Genomic DNA, 19,409 nt, shown 5'->3' on the forward strand with positions numbered 1-19,409 from the left:
TCCTTTCAGCAGTTCCAGCTTGCCTTCTGGGCGATGCGCACGATGCTGTACAGGGTCGAGGCGATGGCCCGCGGGTCCTTGTAACTGGACTGGTGTTCGTAACCGGTCTGACGGAACACGCCCTTGAACATGCCGCTGTGCAGCTGGTGGTCGGCGGACCTGGCGGGCACGGTCTGGTCGCCGGCCGCCGCAGGCGGGAGGATCGTCGCATGCATAGACGCGGGCGCCCCGACGTTAAAGGGAAGCGCCACGATGTTGAAGGAAAGCGCCCCGGTGTTGCTCCCCCGATCCGGGTCCCGGGCAGCGAATTCCAGCCTGCCCTGCCTGCTGTCGCGGACGACGGGCCAGTCCTGCCAGCCGCTGGGATCGGCACAGTTCCTGATTTCCCATACCACGTCGCCGAAGCTCTGTCGTCCGCCATCGGCGCCATAATGCGCATAACTGTTGGGGTGGTAGGTGCTTGCAATCGTTTGATGAAATTGCCGTGCCTGATCGAGATACATGCAGGTCCGTGCGAACGTTCCGCCTCCCTGGTCTGGGGGATTGCCGGATGGGTTGATCCAATCTTCCCGGAACAGCGCATACCATTTGCCCCGCAGTTTGTAGATTTCGCTGTAGGGATCGCCCCGTTTCGGCCAGGCTTCCAGATCCTGCCCGTTGTGGCGCACCCGCAGCCAGCCGTTGCCGTAGGACGCGGTAGGCAGCAATTCCAGTGCGCCCGGCGCATTCGCCAGCACCGCCGTGACTTCGTCGCCATAATTGCCGGCCACCTTGGCGGCCAGGCTTTCCTGCAGCGAGCTCATCATGCCCGGATCCTCGAATCCCGCCCGCATGCGCTTGTAGGCCGCGGGCGCCCCGATCGCCGGCATCACGCCGTGCACGATGCCCAGCACCTTGTCCTGCAGGTTGCCGTACTTCGGGTGAACCAGCGCCCTTCCGACCAGCCCGCCCATGGAATGGGTGACGACGATCACCTGCTTGCACTGGTATCCGGAGCCGTTCAGGTCGTCGATGACCTTGTTGATGCGCTTCGCGACGATTTTTGCGCTGTCGCCGTTCGATTGCAGCCAGTTGTAGCCGAACGCATACACGGCAAACCAGCAGCCGGTGGCAACCTTCTTGAGCTCGTCCTCGCTCAGGGCCTGCTGAGGCAGCCTGGGGTCGGGATTCCATGCCTGTGGATCGACGCCGACGACGTCGCGCCACTCCTGCCGGACCTTGCCTCCAGAGAAGGTATTGTTCAGGCGTGACTCGAGATGCTGCAGCAGCTCGCCATAGCTCTTGAAGAAGACTTCGCCCCAGCCCCGCTCCCGCGCCTTCTGGACGGCGGTACGCCGGTTTTTGGCCGTGGGCGGATCGTCCATCAGCAAGGGCGAGTTGAGGCTGCCGTCGAGTTCGACGTTGTCATGCCGTCCGTCGCCGCTGACGTCCGACGGGCCGGCAGGATCGTAGATGTCGACCGTGGTTTGCAAGGGGTCCAGCTGTAGCTGGCGTTCAGTTGGCGAAATTCCCGCGTTTTTTCGTACGTTCATTGCACCCAGAGTGTCCGGGCGCCATGCGATGTTGTTCTCCCGGCGCAGTTCCCGCTGCCGCTCGGCGCTCATGCGCAGGTTCGAGCCCATGATCCCGGGCAGGAAGATGACCGGCAACACCCGCTTGGGCAGGAACCGGGCGCACTGCGGCCGCTTGTCCTGCTTCGGTGTCGCAAAGCCTTCGGCCTTGCCAGCGGCGCCAGGATTCAGTTGCGCGGGCAAGGGGTGTTCTGCGGTCGCCATCGGTTTCGTTCTCCTTGATTCAGTCGTCGAGCGCCTCGATGCTGTAGCGCCCGAAAGGAATGGTGCTTGCAATTCGCTCGGTCAGGCCGGCGGCATCGGTCCGTCCCTCGAAGCTGCGGCCGTCTTCCGTGGTGATGCGATAGCGCTGGTTTGTCATCGGCTCGTCGGTCCCCATCCAACGCAGGACGGTCTGCAGGTCGTGCGCCGACTCGCTCTTCGGCAACGTCACGGCAGCCGGGCTGCTGCCGCCTGGTTTGACGTGGGCGAACTTCGAGGATTTGATGGTGTGCTCGCCGCTGCTTTGCTGGGTAATGGCGCCGCCGCCGATCTCCACCTGCGCGCCTTGCGCCACGAAACGCAGCTTGGGCGCCTGCAGCACGATTTCGTCGGTGGCAGTCAGGACGATGCGCTTGGCGGACGTTAGCTCGATATCGTCGCCGTGCGTCTGCAGCTCGAGTTTGCCGCTGGCGGCGATGAGTTTCATGCCAAACCGGTGGGCGAACAGGCTGATACTTTCCGACACGCGCGCCAGCAGTTTCCTGCCGACCGACAACTGGGTATTGCCGATGCTGACCATATCGACATGCGTTTGCGCGCCGATCGCGATGTTGTCCTGGCTAGTCACGGCAACGCCGGCAGGGGCCGACAGTGCCACCACCGGCCGGCCGCCGGCGCCGGCCCCGTCCTTAGCGGTATTGCTGCCGGCCTCCCATTCCTTCAAATATGTGATCAGCTGCGCAAGCAACTTGTCGTCGGCACCCTCCGCATGATGCGTCGTCGACAGTTTCGACAACTCCTGCTGCACGCCCTGCAACGCTTCGGCCAGACCGATCAGCTCGGTGCGCTCCAGTTGCTTACCGCCGGCTTGCGGGCGCGCAGCAGCACTGATGAGCACCCCTTGCCCGCCGCGTACCGCAACGGCTTGGTCGCTGCGCAGCTCCGCACCTTCGCCGCGCGCCTCGCCTTTGCCGTCGTTGCGCGGATGGGTGAGCCAGCCCAAGTTCAATTCGCTGTGGCCGTGCTGCGAGGACAGCTGGGCATTGATCTGCCCCGGCGTGTCGTCCAGCCGCAGCTGGTTGTAGCGGGTGCCGTGCCCTTCCTTGCTTTTGATGCCGGCCAGGTATTTGTTTCCGGGCAGCGCGCCGGTATGGCTGAACGAAGGCGGCAGGGCGACGCCACTGTGGACCCGTGCTACGAGAATAGGCTTGTCGGGGTCGCCGCCCAAAAAATCGATGATGACTTCGTCGCCCACACGGGGGAGCGTCAGCGCTCCCCACTGGCTGCCGGCCCAGGTGCTAGCGACCCGGATCCAGGCAGAGTCGCGATCGCTGTCGCTGGCGCCGGCGCCTTGCGCATGCTCGTGGTCTTCGGCCCTGGTGCCGAGGAAGCGCACCTTGACCCGGCCATATTGGTCGCAATGGATTTCTTCGCCAGGCGGGCCAACCACGATCGCGCTCTGCAGTTGCGGGCGCGGCAAGTCCGTACGGGGATCGAAAGCGGGAACGATCGGAATGCCACCGCGCACGCACGCGAAGCGGTTGGTGTAACGCATGCCGCGTTCTTTGCTGGCTTGCTGCAGATAATTGCTAGACGGTCGCTCATCCCAGCGGTTAAGTGCAAACAAGCGCTCTATTCGGTCGTCGAGCGTCTTCGGCAGATTGTTTTCCGCATCGACGTCCAGGCGAGTGATGACGAACTCGCGCTCATCCTGTGGATGGGTGTCGATATCAGGATGGCCGCTCAAGGCAATCCACTGCCCAATACTCATTGCGCGCACGCTGCCTTCGCCATAAAAGCACTTGGCTTCGTACTCATGGCGCTTCATGCGCAGGTCGCCGAGTTTGCGGTAGTCCTCGTCATCGTCGCCCGCATGGGGCACATCGATCAGATAGTCGTCGAGACTGGCCGCGAACCGGTTGCCCGTCGTCCCCTGGTCGATACACGACGGTGCAGTCGTTGTCATCGGGCGACCGCGCATGTAATCCCAACTTTGGCGGGTGAGATTGCCTGGCTTGAGCTTGCGTACGGGACTCCACAGCGTGATGGTGTCGCTTTGCTCGGTGCCGTCGTCGCAGTGATAGCGGACCGTCCCGGCGGCATTTTGTGGCAATCTGGATGCGTCATCGAACAACACCAGGGTGTGCGCTGGCGGGTCTTGCTGTTGTGACGCGGCGGCCGGCCCGGACCGCATGCCCCAGGCGATGCCGCGCCGCTTCCATAAGCGGCGCAGGAAGTCGCCATCGGGCTCGTTTTGCTGCACCGTTAACGCCCGAGGAGGATATGTGCAAGTTATATGCGACCAGTCCACATCGAAGGTCCTGGCGAGAACTGGATTCTTCCGGCGCCACTCGTCCACGATGGTCTGCGTGATGTCCAGCTCGTTCCGGTTGCAGAATACGCGGGTATTGGTGCGATGCTCCATCAGTGCCAACGCATCCCGCATCACCAGCTCGTAGGTCGCCAACCCACCATCGCTCTGCCCGGCAGCGGCTTGCGCCACGATGCCGCACACGACGTGCATGGCGCCGTGATCCGTGACGAACTGCAGCTCAACGGGTAAGGCGATGAACTCCTTCAAGGGGAGGTCTGCCCGCACCGATACGCACAGAAGCCGGTATTCCAGCCCGCCACACAGGGTTTCGCTGCCCGTGACACGCTTGACCAGCAGGGCGTCGTCGAGCACATCCTTCTCTTGGAACAGTCGTACACGGATGGGGCGATTCGCGTCGGTCAAGCCGGATGACCCTTGGATCAGATCCTTGAGGTTCATGAGAACTTCCTGAGCAGAGCATTCATCTGGGATATCTGTTACTGGTACATTCCAAAAATCAATGGTACGTACCTGAAACGGCGACATCTTTGATTCTGAACAATCTCTTGCTCGGCCTCACTGACCGCCTGGCGATGCTAATAGTCCAACGAACGACCAACACAACTGATCCAAAATATCTCAGTCACGTGCGAAAATTGTTGGTATTTTTGTTGGTATCTGCCCGACGATGCCCAGCCCTGACCTGGCGCTCATGCGCAATCCCGACGGTTCGTCGATTCCAGTCGGGGGGACCACAAGATTCCCGTACCGGTCAAGGCGCCAGCCGCCTGAATTCCACCACCCATACCCAGGGATCGGCATCCCAGCTTCCGGGCCCGTTGATCCGCTCCCACACGCTCCGATAGGCCAGCACCGGGTCGCCGCCGGCGCCGACGGGGCCGACGCCTTCCGCCAGCGCATCATCCGGGCCGATCTGCCCCAGGCGCTCGGTGCGCACGCCAACGATCTCGAGCAGGATGCGGCTGGCCACGCGCGGCATGAAGAGCGCCGGGCGACGGTGCCAGCGCGGCAGGTCGCCCGCCACCCGCCCGGGCGGCGCGGCGGCGCCGTCGGGTTCATCGAGGGCGTAACGGTAGCGCTGGCCGGTTGCACGCGTCCGGTCGACGAAATACCACTCGTTGCCTGTCTTGCCGGCCTTGGGCCGCGTTTCCCACTGGCCGAAAGCGAGATAGGTTTCGCGCACCCACAAGCGGTCGCCCGGCAGGCCGAAACGGTTCCGCGCCGTCCCGGGCTCGACCTCTCCTGCCGGCTGCGGGCGCAGGGCGCGCCGCGTCTGGGTCTTGGTGCCGTCGAGCAGCGCGCGCACCATCGGGCCGGAAAACAGAATGCCGCGTTCCTTGATCATGTGTTTTCAGTGACTCTTGGTGAGGTGATGTACCGCCGAGGACCGTAAGCCGGCGAATCAATCCTGTCCAGTCCGCTCTGCGCTTAACAATACTCCAATTTTTTCTTTATAGGGCCGGCAGGTTACGAATCGAGGTCGATTTTTCATACCCGTGCCGGATGCAGTTACGCAGAAGGGAAAACAGTTCCAAGCGTGCCCTGCCGAACATAAATCCCCCGCATTCCCGGTTACGATGCTCGCACTGACCCGGCTGACAGGACGGCTCCCATGTTCGAGTTCATTACTGATTTCCTGGAGAAAAGCGGCTACCTCGGCGTGTTCGCCCTGATGGCGCTGGAAAACATCTTTCCGCCGATTCCCTCGGAAATGATCATGCCCTTCGCCGGCTTCGTGGCCGCGCGCGGCGACCTGAACGTGGTCGGGGTGCTGCTCGCCGGCACGGCCGGCTCGGTGATCGGCGCCCTGCCCTGGTATTACGCAGCCAAGGTCTATGGCTGCGAGCGGCTGAGGAAACTGGCGGACCGCAAGGCACGCTGGCTGACGCTCAGCTCGGAAGACATCGACAAGTCGCTCGACGCCTTCCGCAAGCATGGCCGCAAGGCGGTGCTGTTCGGGCGCCTGGTGCCGGCGGTGCGCACCCTGATTTCCGTTCCGGCGGGCCTGTCCAGCATGTCGCTCGGCCAGTTCCTGCTGTATTCAAGCATCGGTTCGCTGGCCTGGACCGGCCTGCTGACCGCCGCCGGCTACCTGCTAGAGGACAATTACAAGGAAGTGTCGACATACATCGACCCGGTGTCGAAAGTCATCTTCGGCGCCCTGCTGGCCTGGTACGTCTACCGCGTAATTACCTACAAGCCGGCGGCCAAGACCTCGTCCAGCCCGAGCAAGGAGCACGAGCGGACCTGAGGAGGCTAAGGTCCCCGCCCGTCCAGGCCCGATTTCATGCCGCTCAGGAGCCCGATCAACTGCTCCTTGTCTTCGGCAGGCACGTGGCCCAGCAACTCCTCGACCCAGCTTTCGTGCACCTTCGCCATCGCCGCGAAGGCTTCCTGGCCGGCAGGTGTGAGCTTGACCGCGAAGGCCCGCTTGTCCTGGGGATCGGGAACGCGCGCCACCAGGCCCTCCCGTTCGAGCTGGTCGGTGATACCGGTGACATTGCCGCCGGTAACCATCATGCGGCGCGACAGCTCGCCCATGCGCAAGCCATCCGGGTGACGCTCGAGCTGGGCCATCAGGTCGAAGCGCGGCAGCGTGATGCCGAAACTGGCGCGCAGCCGCGTACGGATTTCGTTCTCGATGCGCACGGTGCACGAGAGCATGCGCAGCCACAGCTTGAGCGACTGGTGGTGTTCGCCGGTCAGCCGCGTTGCCAGGTCGAGCCCGTTCGCCGCCGTCTCCTGGCTTCCTTCAAAATCCTGCATCCTGGTCTAGAGCGCTTCGGCGCGTAGTTTGAACCTCTGCAGTTTACCGGTTTCGGTACGCGGCAGCGACTCACGGAAGACGACCCGGCGCGGGTATTTGTAGGGGGCGATCTGGGTCTTGGCGAATTCCTGCAGCTCGGCCGCCAGCGTCTCGCCCGGCGCATGGCCGGTAAGCACGACGACGTGGGCCTCGACCACCTGCCCGCGCTCCTCGTCCGGCCGGCCGATGACGGCGCATTCGGCCACCGCGGGATCGCGCAGCAGCGCTTCCTCGACCTCGACGCCGGCGATGTTGTAGCCGGCCGAGATGATCATGTCGTCTAGGCGCGAGCGGTAATAGAAATAGCCGTCGGCATGCATCTCGTAGGCGTCGCCGGTGAGGTTCCAGCCGTCCTGCACGTAGTCGCGCTGGCGCGGATCGGCGAGATAGCGGCAGCCGGTCGGCCCCTTCACCGCCAGGCGCCCGATCACGCCGGGCGGCAGGGGCCGGCCATCGTCGCCGAGGATGCAGGCGCGGTAGCCGGGCACCGGTTTGCCGGTGGCGCCGGGCCGGATGGCGTCGCCGGCGGCGGAAATGAAGATATGCAGCATCTCGGTGGCGCCGATGCCGTCGATCATGGCCAGGCCGGTTGCCGCCTGCCAGGCCTCGCGCGTGGCGAGCGGCAGCGCTTCGCCGGCCGACACGGTGCGGCTCAGGCTGGCCAGGTCGAAACGGGACGCCATCTGCGCCATCTGGCGGTAGAAGGTGGGCGCGGTGAAGCAGACCGTGGCCCGGTGCTCGTCGATCGCGGCAAGCAGGGTCTCGGGCGTGAGTTTTTCGATCACCACGCCAGCCGCGCCTACGCGCAGGGGAAACAGCAGCAGGCCGCCCAGGCCGAAGGTAAAGGCCAGCGGCGGCGTGCCGATGAAGATGTCGTCGCTGCGGGAACCCAGCGTGTGCACCGGGAAGCAGTCGCAGATCGCCAGCACGTCGCGGTGGAAGTGCATGGTGCCCTTCGGGATGCCGGTGGTGCCCGAGGTGAAACTGATCAGGCAGACGTCGTCGGCGGCGGTGTCGACGGCTTCGAATGGCTGGTCATGGCGCGCCATCAGGGCCTCGAGCGCGGCCGGGTCATCGGGCGCATCGAACAGCGTCACGGGCGGGCATTTGCCGCCGAGGCTTTCCTGCAGCGCATCGATCTCGGCGCGCAGCGAGGCCGCGCACAGCACCGCGTCGACCTGCGCCTTCGCGACGATCGCCCCGAGTTCGCGCGCGCGCAGGAGCGGCATGGTCGGCACCGCGATGCAGCCGGCCTTGAACACGGCCAGGATGGCGGCCGCCATGGTCGGGCAATTCGCGCCGCGCAGCAGCACGCGGTTGCCCGGCACCAGCTTCAGGTCGTGCAGCAGGACATGGGCGATGCGGTCGATGCGCGCAGCCAGGGCGGCGTAACTCAGGCGCTCCCTGGCGCCGATCAGGGCGGTACGGCCGCCCCAGCCGCGCGCCAGCGCCGCGTCCACCAGCTCCGCGGCGCAGTTGATGCGCTGCGGATAATGCAAGGCGGGCAGTTCGAACAGGAATTCCGGCCACTCGTCGGGCGGCGGAAGATGGTCGCGGGCGAACCCGTCGACGTGCGAGGAAGGACTCAGTGCTGCGGCGTGCGAGCTTGTCATGGTCGTCCCGAATGAGGTGTCAGCCGACTATCCGGGAGATACTTTAAATCTAAACAATCTGCTCGACAAGCGAATTGTCGGGACCACGCTCAGGCGCCGGCGCGCTCCCGCGCCCGCTCGATCTGGCGCCGCACCAGCGTGGACGCGTCGCGCAGCGCCGTGCCCGCCAGTGCCGGCATCAAGGCTCCCTGGGCGCGCGCCAGGCGCGCGGCCGCGCCGTACAGGCCGAGCGTGCGGCAGCCCTCGCCCAGGCGCGCCAGGCGCGCCCGCGCGCCGTCGGGATCGTCCGCCAGCCAAACGTCGAGGCTGGCGGCGGCCTCGAGCAGCTGGCGCTCCAGGCCGCCCAGATACACCTGCACGCGCGCCAGGTCGATGCCGAGGCGGCGCGCGCTCTCGTCGGGGGTTTCGTCCGGCCCCAGCGCCGCCAGGTGCGGGCGCAGTTGCTCGACCCGGAAGGGTTTGACCACATAGCCGTCGGCGCCCAGGGCGGCGGCCTCCTCCATCGTCGTGGCGTCGTTCGCGGCCGAAACCAGCACGAAGGGCGTCGCCATCAAATCGGGATGGGCCTTCGCACGGGCCAGCAGTTCGGTGCCCGACAGGTGCGGCATACGCAGGTCGCAGAAGACCAGCGCCGGACGCAGGCCGGCTTCGAGCTGGCGCCAGGCGTCGGCGCCGTCCTCCGCCTCGAGGATCTCGTAGCGTCCGCAATGGTCCACCAGATGCATCAGCATCATGCGCGAGACCACATCGTCATCGACCACCAGCACCTTCATTGCATCTCCAGGGGATTTATTGCTTTGAATAAACATTATAACAAGTTAGCAAAAAATCAGGCCAAGGAAGTTTCGAAGGCGGCGAGCAAGGTTTCCAGGCGCGGCAGGCCGGCGAGCAGTTCGTCGCGCAAGCCCGCGTCGGCCACTTTTTCCAGACGCGCGCAGAGGGCGGCCAGTTCGGTGGCGCCGAGGTGCCCGGCGCTGCCGCGCAGGCCGTGCAGCACGCGTCCGCATGCGTCGTCGTCGCCGGCGTCCAGGGCGGCGTGCAGGTCGGCCCGGCGGCGCGGCAGGTCGGCGGCGAAGGCGGCGCGCAGGCGCTCGTGGAGCGCAGTGGCGCGCGCGGCCGCCCCGTCCGGCGCTGGCACCGGTTCGGGCGGCGCGACACCGAACATCGCATCCAGTTCGGCCGTTGTCGGCGTGGGCACGGCGGCCGGCACAGGTCCACGCACCGGCGCCGGCGCACGCATTTCCGGCAGCGCGATCCCGCGTCCCAGCTGGCGCGCGATCGCCAGGCTGAGTTGATGATGCAGCGCCGCCTCGTCGATTGGCTTGGCCAGGAAGCCGTCCATGCCGCAGGCCAGGTAGCGGTCACGGTCCTCGTCGCCGGCATTGGCCGTGAGCGCGACGATCATCAGCTGCGGGTCCAGCACCGGCGCGTCGAGCGTGCCGCCGGCGCGGATCAGGCGCGTGGCGGTGGCGCCGTCGATCTCGGGCATGCGGCCGTCCATCAGCACGATGTCGTAGCGCGCGCGGGCGCAGGCCGCCACCGCCAGCGCCCCGTTCTCGACGACGTCGATCTCGTGCCCCATGTCCTCGACCATCATGCGGGCGATGATCTGGTTGGTGGCGAAGTCCTCGGCGCACAGCACGCGCAGGCGGTGCGTGTGCGGCAGGCGCGGCGCGTGCTCGTCCCGCGCCGGTTCGGCGCCTTCGGGCAGCGGCAGCAGGAAGCTGAAGGTGCTGCCCTTGCCCTGCTCGCTCCGGACCACGATGGTCCCGCCCATCAGCTCGACGAGCTGGCGGCAGATCGCCAGCCCGAGGCCGGTGCCGCCGTAGCGGCGCGTGGTGGTGGCGTCGGCCTGCTCGAATTTCTGGAACAGGCGCGGCAGCGCCTCGGGCGCGATGCCGATGCCGGTGTCGTGCACCGAAAAACGGATCATGTGCGGCGCCGCCGGACTGTCCGGGCCGGCCGGCAACTGGTCCTCGCTCCGGCGCTCGACGTGCAGGCTGACCTGGCCGGCCGGGGTGAACTTGAAGGCGTTGCCGACCAGGTTGACCAGCACCTGGCGCAGGCGGGTCGGATCGCCGGTCACGAAGCGCGGCAGGTCCGGCGCCAGCGCGATGGCAAAGCCCACGCTGTGGGCCGCGGCCTGCTCCTCGAACAGGGCGGCCACGTTGCCGATCGCCGCGTCGAGCGCGAAGTCGATGTTCTCGATCGTCAGCTTGCCGGCCTCGATCTTCGAGAAGTCGAGCAGGTCGTTGATGATCGCCAGCAGCGACTGGGCATTGGCCTGGCCGCGCGCAATCTGCTCGCGCGTACTGTCCCTGAGCGCGCCGTCGCGCAGCGCGAAATGGAGCATGCCGATCACGCCGGCCAGCGGCGTGCGCATCTCGTGGCTCATGTTGGCCAGGAATTCGGATTTCTGGCGCGCCGCGTCCTCTGCGCGGCGCGCGGCCAGCTCCAGGCGCTGCTCGTTCTCGTGCAGCGCCTGGTTGGCCTCGGCCAGCTCGATGGTGTTGCGGCGCACCTCGTGCTCGCGCGCGCGCAGCTCCTCGGTCTGGCGTTCGAGCAGGCGGTTCTGCAGCGCGATCTCCTCGGTGCGGCTGCTGACCAGGCGCTCCAGGCGCAGCTGCTGGCGGCGCAGGCGGCGCGTGCGCAGGCGGTAGCCGCCGATCGTTACGCTGGCCAGAAACACGAGCGCCGTGATGCGGAACCACCAGGTGCCCCATACCGGCGGCTCGATCGTGATGGTCAGGGTGGCCGGGGTCTCGCTCCAGACCCCGTCCTTGTTGGCCGCGCGTACCCGGAACACGTACTGCCCCGGGTCGAGGTTGGTATAGGTGGCGAAGCGCTTGCCGGCGTCGGCGTGCACCCACTGGCGGTCGAAGCCGTCAAGCTTGTAGGCGAAGCGGTTGCGCTTGGGCGCGGCGTAATGCAGGGCCGAGAATTCGATCGAGAACACCGAATGCTGCGCCGACAGCGTGATCGCGCGCGCGTCCTCCACCGGTCCGACGAGGAGCTCGGGCCAGGCCTGCTGTACCGGCCGGTTGAAGATCTGGAAGCCGGTGATGACGGCGCGCGGCGCGATGCGGTTGTAGCGCAGCGCGCGCGGATCGAAAGCGGTGATGCCATTGAAACCGCCGAAATACAGGCTGCCGTCGGGCGCGCGCGCCGCGGAGGCGTCGAAGTAGGCGCCGTCGATGGTGCCGTCGGCCGCCGTGTAGCTGCGCCAGTTGCCCGTGGCGGGTTCGAAGCGCGACAGGCCGTTGGTGGTGCTGATCCAGATCGCGCCATCGCGGTCTTCCAGCATGGCGGCCACGGCGTCGTCGACCAGGCCGTCGCGCACGGTGTAGCGCACGAAGCTGACCGAGCCGTCGGCGGCCGTCACCATCTTGTTCAGGCCGACCGCGGTGCCGACCCAGACGTTGCCGGCACGGTCTTCCATCAGGTAGTGGATCTCGTCGTGACTGAGGCTGGTCGGGTCGTACTGGTCGTGCCGGAAATGGCGGAAGCGCCCGCTGGCGCGGTCGAGCAGGTCCAGGCCGTGGAAGGTGCCGACCCACAGGCGCCCGCGCCGGTCTTCCAGCACCGGACGCACCATGTTGTCGGACAGGCTGGCCTGGCGCGCCGGATCGTGGCGGTAGCTGGTGACGCGGCGCGTGGCCGGGTCGAGCATGTGCAGGCCGCCCTGGGTCGCGATCCAGAGCGCGCCGTCGCGGCCCACGACCATCGCGCGCACGGTATTGGCCTTGGGGTCGCCGGGAGCGAGCACCTGGCGCACGAAGCGCCCGGTCTTCGGGTCGAAGCTGGTGATGCCGGTGCGCCCGCCGACCCAGACCAGGCCCTGGCGGTCGCGCACCACGGCGTTGACGGTCGGGTCGATCAGGCTGTTCGGATTGTCCGGCTCGTGGCGCCAGATGCGGTTCGGCCCGCTGGAGGCAGGGGCGCCGGCCGCCGGATCATACAGTTGCAGGCTGGTGGTCGCGGCGAGCCAGAGCTTGCCCGTGCCGTCGTTCTCGATTCCCCGCACGCGGTTGTCCGCGCCGATGGCGCCGTCGCGTTCGCGCACGATGCGCGCAAAGCCGCCGCTGCCCAGGTCCACCCGCGACACGCCGGCATACCAGGTGCCGACCCAGAAGGTGCCGACGCGGTCGCGGTACAGGGCCGCGATGTGGTTGTCGGCCAGGCTGTGGCTGTCCGTGATGACCTGGCGGTAGGCCTCGAAGCGCGCACGCCGGGCGTCCCAGCGGTACAGTCCGTCGTCGTGGGCGCCGACCCAGACCTGGCCCTTGGCGTCCTGGTAGAGCGCGCTGACCCAGGCCCGCGGGATGCCGTCTTCGGGCCCGAAGTGCTGGCGCTGGCCGGCGCCCGGCCCGGCCAGCGCCATGCGCTCGAGCCCGCCCAGCGAGCCGATCCACAGTGTGCCCGAGGCGTCCAGCAGCAGCGCCTGCACGGCGTCGCGCCGTCCCTGGGAGCCGATCCGGTGGTGCTCGAAACGCGCCATTGCGGGTCCAACGCTGTCGACGCCGGCCGCGGTGCCGATCCAGAGCCGGCCGGTCCGGTCGAGCGCCAGCGAGGTGATGTCGTCGCTGGCCAGGCTGGCGTCGTCGCCGGGGACGTGGTGCCAGCTGGTGAAGCGCCCACTGGCAATATCGAAGTGCTGCAGGCCGTCGGCGGTGCCGATCCACAGGCCGCCCTTGCCGTCATCGACGATCGCGCGCACGTGGCGGTTGCCGTTGCCGCGCCGCGCCGGCTCATCCGGGAGGAAGTGCTGGAAACCCTGGGCAGCGGCATCGTAGCGCGCCAGGCCGCCGTCGGTGCCGATCCACAGCCGCCGCTGCGGGTCGACGTGCAGCACCCGCACCCAATTGCTGGCCAGGGTAGTGGGGTCGCCGACCACGTTGCGGAAATTGACGAAGCGGTAACCGTCGAAGCGCGACAGGCCGTTCTGGGTGCCGAACCACATGAAGCCGTCGGCGTCCTGGGTCATGGCCAGCACCGACTCCTGGGCCAGGCCATCGTCGACGCTAAGGTGCTCGAAGCGCAGCGTGGGCGCCGGCGCGGCCGTTGACGGCGCAACGCACCCGCCGGCCAGCGCCAGCAGCAGGATGAACAACAGCGCCTTCATGCCCGGTCCGCCGCTCCTGCCGGGGTGTACAGGAACGGCAAGGCGGCGCGGAGCAGGCCCTCCGGGCAGGCGGCTTGCGCGCCCGCCTCGCACATCGTTCCACTTTTCTGTTCCGTATTCACCCCGCAAGGGTAGCAAACAAAATGGAGCCGGAGGGAAATTATTGTTGCTTAATCACCCTTTGCGACACCTTCGCGTCGCGGATCTGCACCACCGAACCACCAGGGCTCGCCATGAATGGACATTCTCATAATGCCGTGCAGGCCGGAGTTCTGTTCGGTCTGCTGTACCTTGTGGCCACGCGCCTTCAGGGCATCCACCGTCGCCTGCGGGAAGCGCCCCGCCTCGAGCTCGGTCGGACCGTTGCGGCTGCCGAAATTCGGCAGCGCGATCGCCTGCTGCATGTTCAGGCCCCAGTCGAGCGTGCCGACCAGGGTCTTGGCGACATAGTTGATGATCGCCGGGCCACCGGGCGAGCCGACCGCCAGCACCAGCTTGCCGGTCTGCTTGTCGAACACGATGGTCGGCGACATGGCGCTGCGCGGACGCTTGCCCGGCTGGACCCGGTTCGCAACCGGCCCGTCCTTGTCGCGTGAGGAGAAGCTGAAATCGGTGAGCTGGTTGTTGAGGATAAAGCCGTCGACCATCTGGCGCGAGCCAAAGGCATCCTCGACGGTGGTGGTCATCGACAGGCCGGCGCCGTGGCCGTCGACCACCACCAGGTGCGAGGTGGATGGCGTTTCGATGGCATTGTCCCTGCCCCAGTTCCAGGCCATTTCCAGGCCCAGCGGATTACCGGCCGGCGCCTCGCCCATCGAGCGTTCCCCGATCAGGGCGGCGCGCCGCGCCAGGTAGTCCTTGTCGATCAGTGCCGGTAGGCCGCGCCCGGGCAGCGGCACGAAGTCGGTGTCGGCCGCGTAGCGGTTGCGGTCGGCATAGGCCAGGCGCCCCACTTCCGAGAACAGGTGCACCGCATCCGGCCCCGGCACGCCGTCCCGCGGCGCCAGTTTGCTCATGTCGCGCGTCTCGAACATGCCCAGCATCTGGGCCACGGCGATCCCGCCCGAGGATGGCGGCGGCATGCCGCAGACGGTGTAGACGCGGTAGTCGCTGCAGACCGGCTCGCGCACCTTGGGGCGGTAGTCGGCGATGTCCTTCGCGGTGAGCAGGCCCGGGTTGGTCGGGTGCGACTTGACCTTGTTCGCGATGTCGCGCGCGATGTGCCCCTTGTAGAAGGCATCCGCTCCCCTGGCGGCGATCTCGCGCAGGGTTTTCGCCAGCGCCGGATTTTTTAACAGGTGGCCGACCGGCCAGGGCTGGCCTTCCTTGTCGTAGAAGTACGCGGCCGCGACCGGGTCCTTGCGCAGGTGGGCGTCCCACATCAGCATGCCGTTCAGGCGCTCGCTCACCGGAAAGCCCCGTTCGGACAGGCGGATCGCCGGCGCGAACAGGGTTTTCCAGGGGAGCTTGCCGTGCTGCTTGTGGGCCAGCTCCAGCATGCGCAGCACGCCCGGCGCGCCCACGGAGCGGCCGCCGACGATGCCGGCGGTGCGCGACAGCGGCGTGCCGTCGGGCTTTTCGAACAGGTGCTCGTCGGCGGCAAGCGGCGCGGTCTCGCGGCCGTCGAAAGCCTGGGTCTTCCTGCCGTCGTAATGCACGAGGAAGGCGCCGCCGCCGATGCCCGAGCTTTGCGGCTCGACCAGGGTCAGCACCATCTGGGTGGCGATCGCGGCGTCGATGGCGCTGCCGCCTTTCCTGAGGATCTCGTAGCCGGCTTCGACCGCCAGCGGGTTGGCGGCGGCCACCATGTACTTGCGCGCGGCCCAGCCGGCTTTCTCAGTGTAGCCGGTGGCGATTTCAGGGGCGCGCTGGGCGGCATCCTGGGCGAATGCCGGGCTGGCCGGCGCAGTGAGCGAAGCCAGGGCGGCCAGGACGGCGGCGCAGGCAGGCATCTTCAATGTGGTCATGGACTCTCCAAAAAGAAGCAAGGGCGTGACCGGCCAGCGGCCGTGCACGCCCAACATCGTCTGGCATCCTACATCAAATTGTCAGATGGCTCATGCCACGCTTTAAGAGTGTGAGGAGCTTTTTCCTGCGCTATTACTTGGGTTGCATGCGGATTGCGCCATCGAGACGGATGGTCTCGCCGTTGAGCATCACGTTCTCGATGATGGCCTTGGCCAGGTGCGCGTACTCCTTCGGCATGCCGAGGCGCGGCGGGAACGGGACCATCTTGCCCAGCGAATCGCGCACTTCCTGCGGCATGCCCATCAGCATCGGGGTCTCGAAGATGCCCGGGGCAATGGTCATCACGCGGATGCCGCTGCGGGCGAGGTCGCGCGCCATCGGCAGGGTCATGCCGGCCACCGCCGCTTTCGAGGAACCGTAGGCCGCCTGGCCGATCTGGCCGTCGAAGGCCGCGACCGAGGCGGTGTTGATGATGATGCCGCGCTCGCCATACTCGCCTGCTTCGGTATTGCCCATGGCTTCAGCCGCCAGGCGCGCCATGTTGAAGGTGCCGACCAGGTTGATGTTCACCGCACGCTGGAACACGTCCAGCGGGTGCGGACCGTCCTTGCCGACGGTCTTGACGGCCGGCGCCACGCCGGCGCAGTTGACCAGGCCGCGCAGCGTACCCAGGGCCACCGCCGCTTCGACCACAGCCTTGCCGTCGGCTTCCGAGGTCACGTCGCACTTGACGAACTGGCCACCCAGCTCGGCCGCCAGGGCGGCGCCCGCCTCGACCTGGACGTCGGCGATGACGACCTTGCCGCCCGCCTCGGTGATCATGCGCGCAGTAGCTGCTCCCAGGCCCGACGCGCCGCCGGTGACGATGAACACATTGTTCTGAATTTGCATGGTTTTCCCTTTTCGAGTTCTTTTTGACGTTTACGTTAACGTCAACCTACGGGATTGTAGCGAACTTTTGCCGGGAAAAACCAGGTCTGCATTAAAAGCCTTGCATCAGAAGCATTGCATGGTTTTGCCGTGCTGGGTGCACAGGCGGCCCTGGCTGCTGACTGCCGCGTTGCCCACGCCGGTCTGGTAACGCGTGCCGGCGGCGTCGTTGCAGGTATTGCCCAGGCAATTCACCTGTTCCGGACCGGGGCGCAGGGCCGCCGGTTGCGCGACCGGCGGCGCGGCCATCGGCACACCGGGCGACGGTGCGACTTCGGGCACGCGCGCGACCTGCTGCTGGACCGAGCGGCGCGACGCCGCCCTCGCCTGTTTCTTCGTCTCCTGTTTGCGATCGGTTTTCGCCGGTTCCTTCTGCTGGGGCGCCGGACGCGCGGACGGGTCGACCTCCTGGTGGCGCGGCTGCTGGGGCATGCCGCCGGCTTTTTCCTCCTGGGCCTGCGGAGTCTGCTCGGGCTGGGCGCCGGGTTCCGACTTCGTCGTCGGCGGGTGCAGCACCGGACCGTAGCTCGGTCCGGTCGGGGCAGGCGTGGGTGTCAGATGCGGCTGAGCCTGGCTCGACTGCGCCTGGGCGGGCTGCGGCTGCGACGATTGCGGCTGGGCCGCATGCGCGGCAGCGGCGGCAGCCAGCGCCACCACCAGGGCCAGGGCGATCTGGGCCGCACGATAGGGTTTCGAGTGTTTGGCGCGTGTCATGCTGGACCTCCATGCGACAGCTTGATGGACAGGGCAATTATCTGCCGCCATGGCAGGTGGCGGCGCGCGCTTCCAGCCCGTCCGTCAAGTCCGTGTCAGGATCAGGCGTTACGCTGGCGGAACGATCCGGCTTGCCACGGCACGGCGGCGGCGACAACCACAACGATGGAGACGGCAATGCAGAAGGTCCAGGAACTCTACCAGTCCAGGCGCACGAGCGCCGAAGATGCGCTGACTCACCTGCGCGACAATGACATGATCATCGTACCAACCGGGGTCGGCGAGCCGCCAACCCTGCTCACGGCCCTGTCGGAGCAACGCAAGCGCTGGCAAGGCATTCGCGTCGCGCAGATCCTGGCGATGCGCAAGTACGGCTACTTCGAGCAGGACACGGCCAGGCACGTGCGCCACGCCGCCCTGTTCTTCGGCGGCGCCTCGCGCGGCGGCGGCCAGGGCGGCTGGTGCGACTTCATCCCGAACTATTTTTCCGAGATCCCGCTTCTCATCGACCGCGGCCTGATGCCGGCCGACGTGGTGTTCGCCATGGCCTCGAGCATGAACCCGCAGGGCTGGTTTTCGCTCAGCCTCGGGGCCGACTACACCATGGCGGCGGTGGCCAGGGCGCGCGTGGTGGTGCTGGAAGTGAACCCCAACGTGCCTTTCGCGCACGGCCAGTGCCACGTGCACATCTCGCAGGTGACGGCCCTGGTCGAAAGCAGCGATCCCATCCTGGAAGTCGGCTTGCCTACCATCGGCGCCGTGCAGGAAGCCATCGGCAAGCACGTGGCCGAGATGATCGAGGATGGCTCGACGCTGCAGATCGGCTACGGCGGCATTCCCGACGCGGTGGTGATGCAGCTGACGCACAAGCAGGACCTGGGCATCCATACCGAGATGATCGGCGACGGCATCCTGAAGCTGGTCGAGTGCGGCGCCGTCACCAATCGCCGCAAGACCCTGCTGCCGGGCAAGATGGTAGCGACCTTCGCGCTCGGTTCGCGCCGCCTCTACGAGTTCATGCACCAGAACCCGATGCTGGAAATGCATCCGTCGAACTTCACCAACGACCCCTACATCGCCGGACAGAACGACAAGCTGGTGTCGATCAACGCCAGCCTGCAGGTCGACCTGCTGGGCCAGTGCGGCAGCGAAAGCATCGCCCACCTGCCCTATTCCGGCACCGGCGGCCAGGTCGACTTCGTGCGCGCAGCCAACCGCTCACGCGGCGGCAAGTCCTTCATCGTGCTGCCCTCCACGGCGAAGGACGGAACCATCTCGCGCATCGTGCCCACGCTTACTCCCGGCACCCATGCCACCACCAGCAAGAACGACGTCAACTATGTGGTGACCGAATACGGCGTGGCCCAGCTGCGCGGCAAGTCGGCCAAGCAGCGGGCCCAGGAGCTGATCGCGATCGCCCATCCGGAATTTCGCGGCTGGCTGCGCGAGGAGGCGAACAAGATGTGCGTGTTCTGATCCGTCCTCCTGCCCTGCGGCGGAGCTGACGCGCGGAAACCTGCGGCGCTCCGCCGCCGCCTCATGCCATCATGCCTGCCAGGGCCGGCGCCGCCGGCATCACCATGGAGGCATGGATGAGCAAGGAACTGAGCATTTCGGAAGACGATCACCTGCGCGGCAACAGGAACGCGGCCGTGACCCTGATCGAATACGCCGACTTCCAGTGCCCGTTTTGCGCCCGCGCGCACGCGGCACTGACGGAACTGCAAGGCCGCCACGGCGAACGGCTGGCCCTGGTGTTCCGGCACCTGCCGCTGGCCGACAAGCATCCCTTCGCCGAAGCGGCCGCACAGGCGGCGGAAGCGGCCGGCGCCCAGGGCAAGTTCTGGGAGATGCACGACCTCCTGTTCGCGAACCAGGACAAGCTCGACGCCGGCGCACTGTCGGCGATCGCCGACACCCTGGGCCTGGACGTCGACCGTTTCGACGACGAGGTCGAGGATGCCCGCTACCGCGACCGCGTCGACGTCCATGCCGAACAGGCGCGCGCACTGGGCGCCCACAGCACGCCCACCTTCTTCATCAATGGCGAGCGTTACGAAGGCGACTCGGACCACGCCTCGCTGTCGGCGGCGATCGACAAGGCGCTGGGCCAGGCTTAGGGCAGCCGCGCCGTCGTCCGGGCCTCCGG

General features: G+C 66.9%; 13 protein-coding genes. 3 read left to right on the forward strand and 10 right to left on the reverse strand.

Annotated elements, in window-relative coordinates; all coding sequences use genetic code 11:
- Positions 1–5: 5 nt before the first annotated feature.
- The 3 genes from ACSUZJ_RS18590 to ACSUZJ_RS18600 form a co-directional block, all read right to left on the reverse strand.
- Positions 6–1,775 (reverse strand): esterase/lipase family protein, encoded by a 1,770-nt coding sequence (locus ACSUZJ_RS18590; protein ID WP_499410630.1) that lies wholly within the window; start codon positions 1,773–1,775, stop codon positions 6–8.
- 19 nt (positions 1,776–1,794) lie between these two features.
- Positions 1,795–4,545 (reverse strand): type VI secretion system Vgr family protein, encoded by a 2,751-nt coding sequence (locus tag ACSUZJ_RS18595; protein ID WP_499410631.1) that lies wholly within the window; start codon positions 4,543–4,545, stop codon positions 1,795–1,797.
- Positions 4,546–4,858: 313 nt separating this feature from the next.
- Complete coding sequence (locus ACSUZJ_RS18600; RefSeq protein WP_499410633.1) at positions 4,859–5,452, reverse strand: hypothetical protein; 594 nt, start codon at positions 5,450–5,452, stop codon at positions 4,859–4,861.
- Positions 5,453–5,719: 267 nt separating this feature from the next.
- On the opposite strand from ACSUZJ_RS18600, the gene ACSUZJ_RS18605 reads away from it, so the two are divergent.
- On the forward strand, positions 5,720–6,358 hold the full coding sequence (locus ACSUZJ_RS18605; protein ID WP_499410634.1) for a DedA family protein: 639 nt from the start codon (positions 5,720–5,722) through the stop codon (positions 6,356–6,358).
- A gap of 5 nt (positions 6,359–6,363) precedes the next feature.
- On the opposite strand, the gene ACSUZJ_RS18610 is transcribed toward ACSUZJ_RS18605, so the two are convergent.
- The 7 genes from ACSUZJ_RS18610 to ACSUZJ_RS18640 all read right to left on the reverse strand — a co-directional run bounded on the left by ACSUZJ_RS18610 (position 6,364) and on the right by ACSUZJ_RS18640 (position 17,260).
- Positions 6,364–6,873: a MarR family winged helix-turn-helix transcriptional regulator gene (locus tag ACSUZJ_RS18610; RefSeq protein WP_499410635.1), complete on the reverse strand. Its 510-nt coding sequence runs from the start codon at positions 6,871–6,873 to the stop codon at positions 6,364–6,366.
- 6 nt (positions 6,874–6,879) lie between these two features.
- Positions 6,880–8,526 (reverse strand): AMP-binding protein, encoded by a 1,647-nt coding sequence (locus tag ACSUZJ_RS18615; protein ID WP_499410636.1) that lies wholly within the window; start codon positions 8,524–8,526, stop codon positions 6,880–6,882.
- An 89-nt stretch (positions 8,527–8,615) separates the two neighbouring features.
- Positions 8,616–9,299, reverse strand: coding sequence for a response regulator (locus ACSUZJ_RS18620; protein WP_499410638.1), 684 nt, complete (start codon positions 9,297–9,299; stop codon positions 8,616–8,618).
- 56 nt (positions 9,300–9,355) lie between these two features.
- Entirely contained in the window at positions 9,356–13,648 is a 4,293-nt protein-coding gene (locus ACSUZJ_RS18625) for a hybrid sensor histidine kinase/response regulator (RefSeq protein WP_499410639.1), read from the reverse strand.
- Between the two features lie 170 nt (positions 13,649–13,818).
- Positions 13,819–15,615, reverse strand: a complete 1,797-nt coding sequence (ggt, locus tag ACSUZJ_RS18630; protein WP_499410640.1) for a gamma-glutamyltransferase — start codon at positions 15,613–15,615, stop codon at positions 13,819–13,821.
- A gap of 133 nt (positions 15,616–15,748) precedes the next feature.
- Positions 15,749–16,507 carry a 3-hydroxyacyl-CoA dehydrogenase gene (locus ACSUZJ_RS18635; RefSeq protein ID WP_499410642.1) on the reverse strand — a complete coding sequence of 253 codons (759 nt, stop codon included), beginning with the start codon at positions 16,505–16,507 and terminating at the stop codon, positions 15,749–15,751.
- Between the two features lie 105 nt (positions 16,508–16,612).
- Positions 16,613–17,260, reverse strand: a complete 648-nt coding sequence (locus tag ACSUZJ_RS18640) for a hypothetical protein (RefSeq protein ID WP_499410643.1) — start codon at positions 17,258–17,260, stop codon at positions 16,613–16,615.
- A gap of 177 nt (positions 17,261–17,437) precedes the next feature.
- Here ACSUZJ_RS18640 and ACSUZJ_RS18645 point away from each other — a divergent pair, with 177 nt between their 5' ends.
- Both ACSUZJ_RS18645 and ACSUZJ_RS18650 read left to right on the forward strand, forming a co-directional pair.
- Positions 17,438–18,736, forward strand: a complete 1,299-nt coding sequence (locus ACSUZJ_RS18645) for an acetyl-CoA hydrolase/transferase family protein (RefSeq protein WP_499410644.1) — start codon at positions 17,438–17,440, stop codon at positions 18,734–18,736.
- Positions 18,737–18,807: 71 nt separating this feature from the next.
- A complete protein-coding gene (locus ACSUZJ_RS18650; protein ID WP_499410646.1) occupies positions 18,808–19,380 on the forward strand; it encodes a DsbA family protein in 573 nt (190 codons plus the stop codon).
- Positions 19,381–19,409: the final 29 nt, after the last annotated feature.

It is taken from the genome of Telluria sp. B2 (genome assembly GCF_051789535.1).
Lineage (GTDB): Bacteria > Pseudomonadota > Gammaproteobacteria > Burkholderiales > Burkholderiaceae_D > Telluria.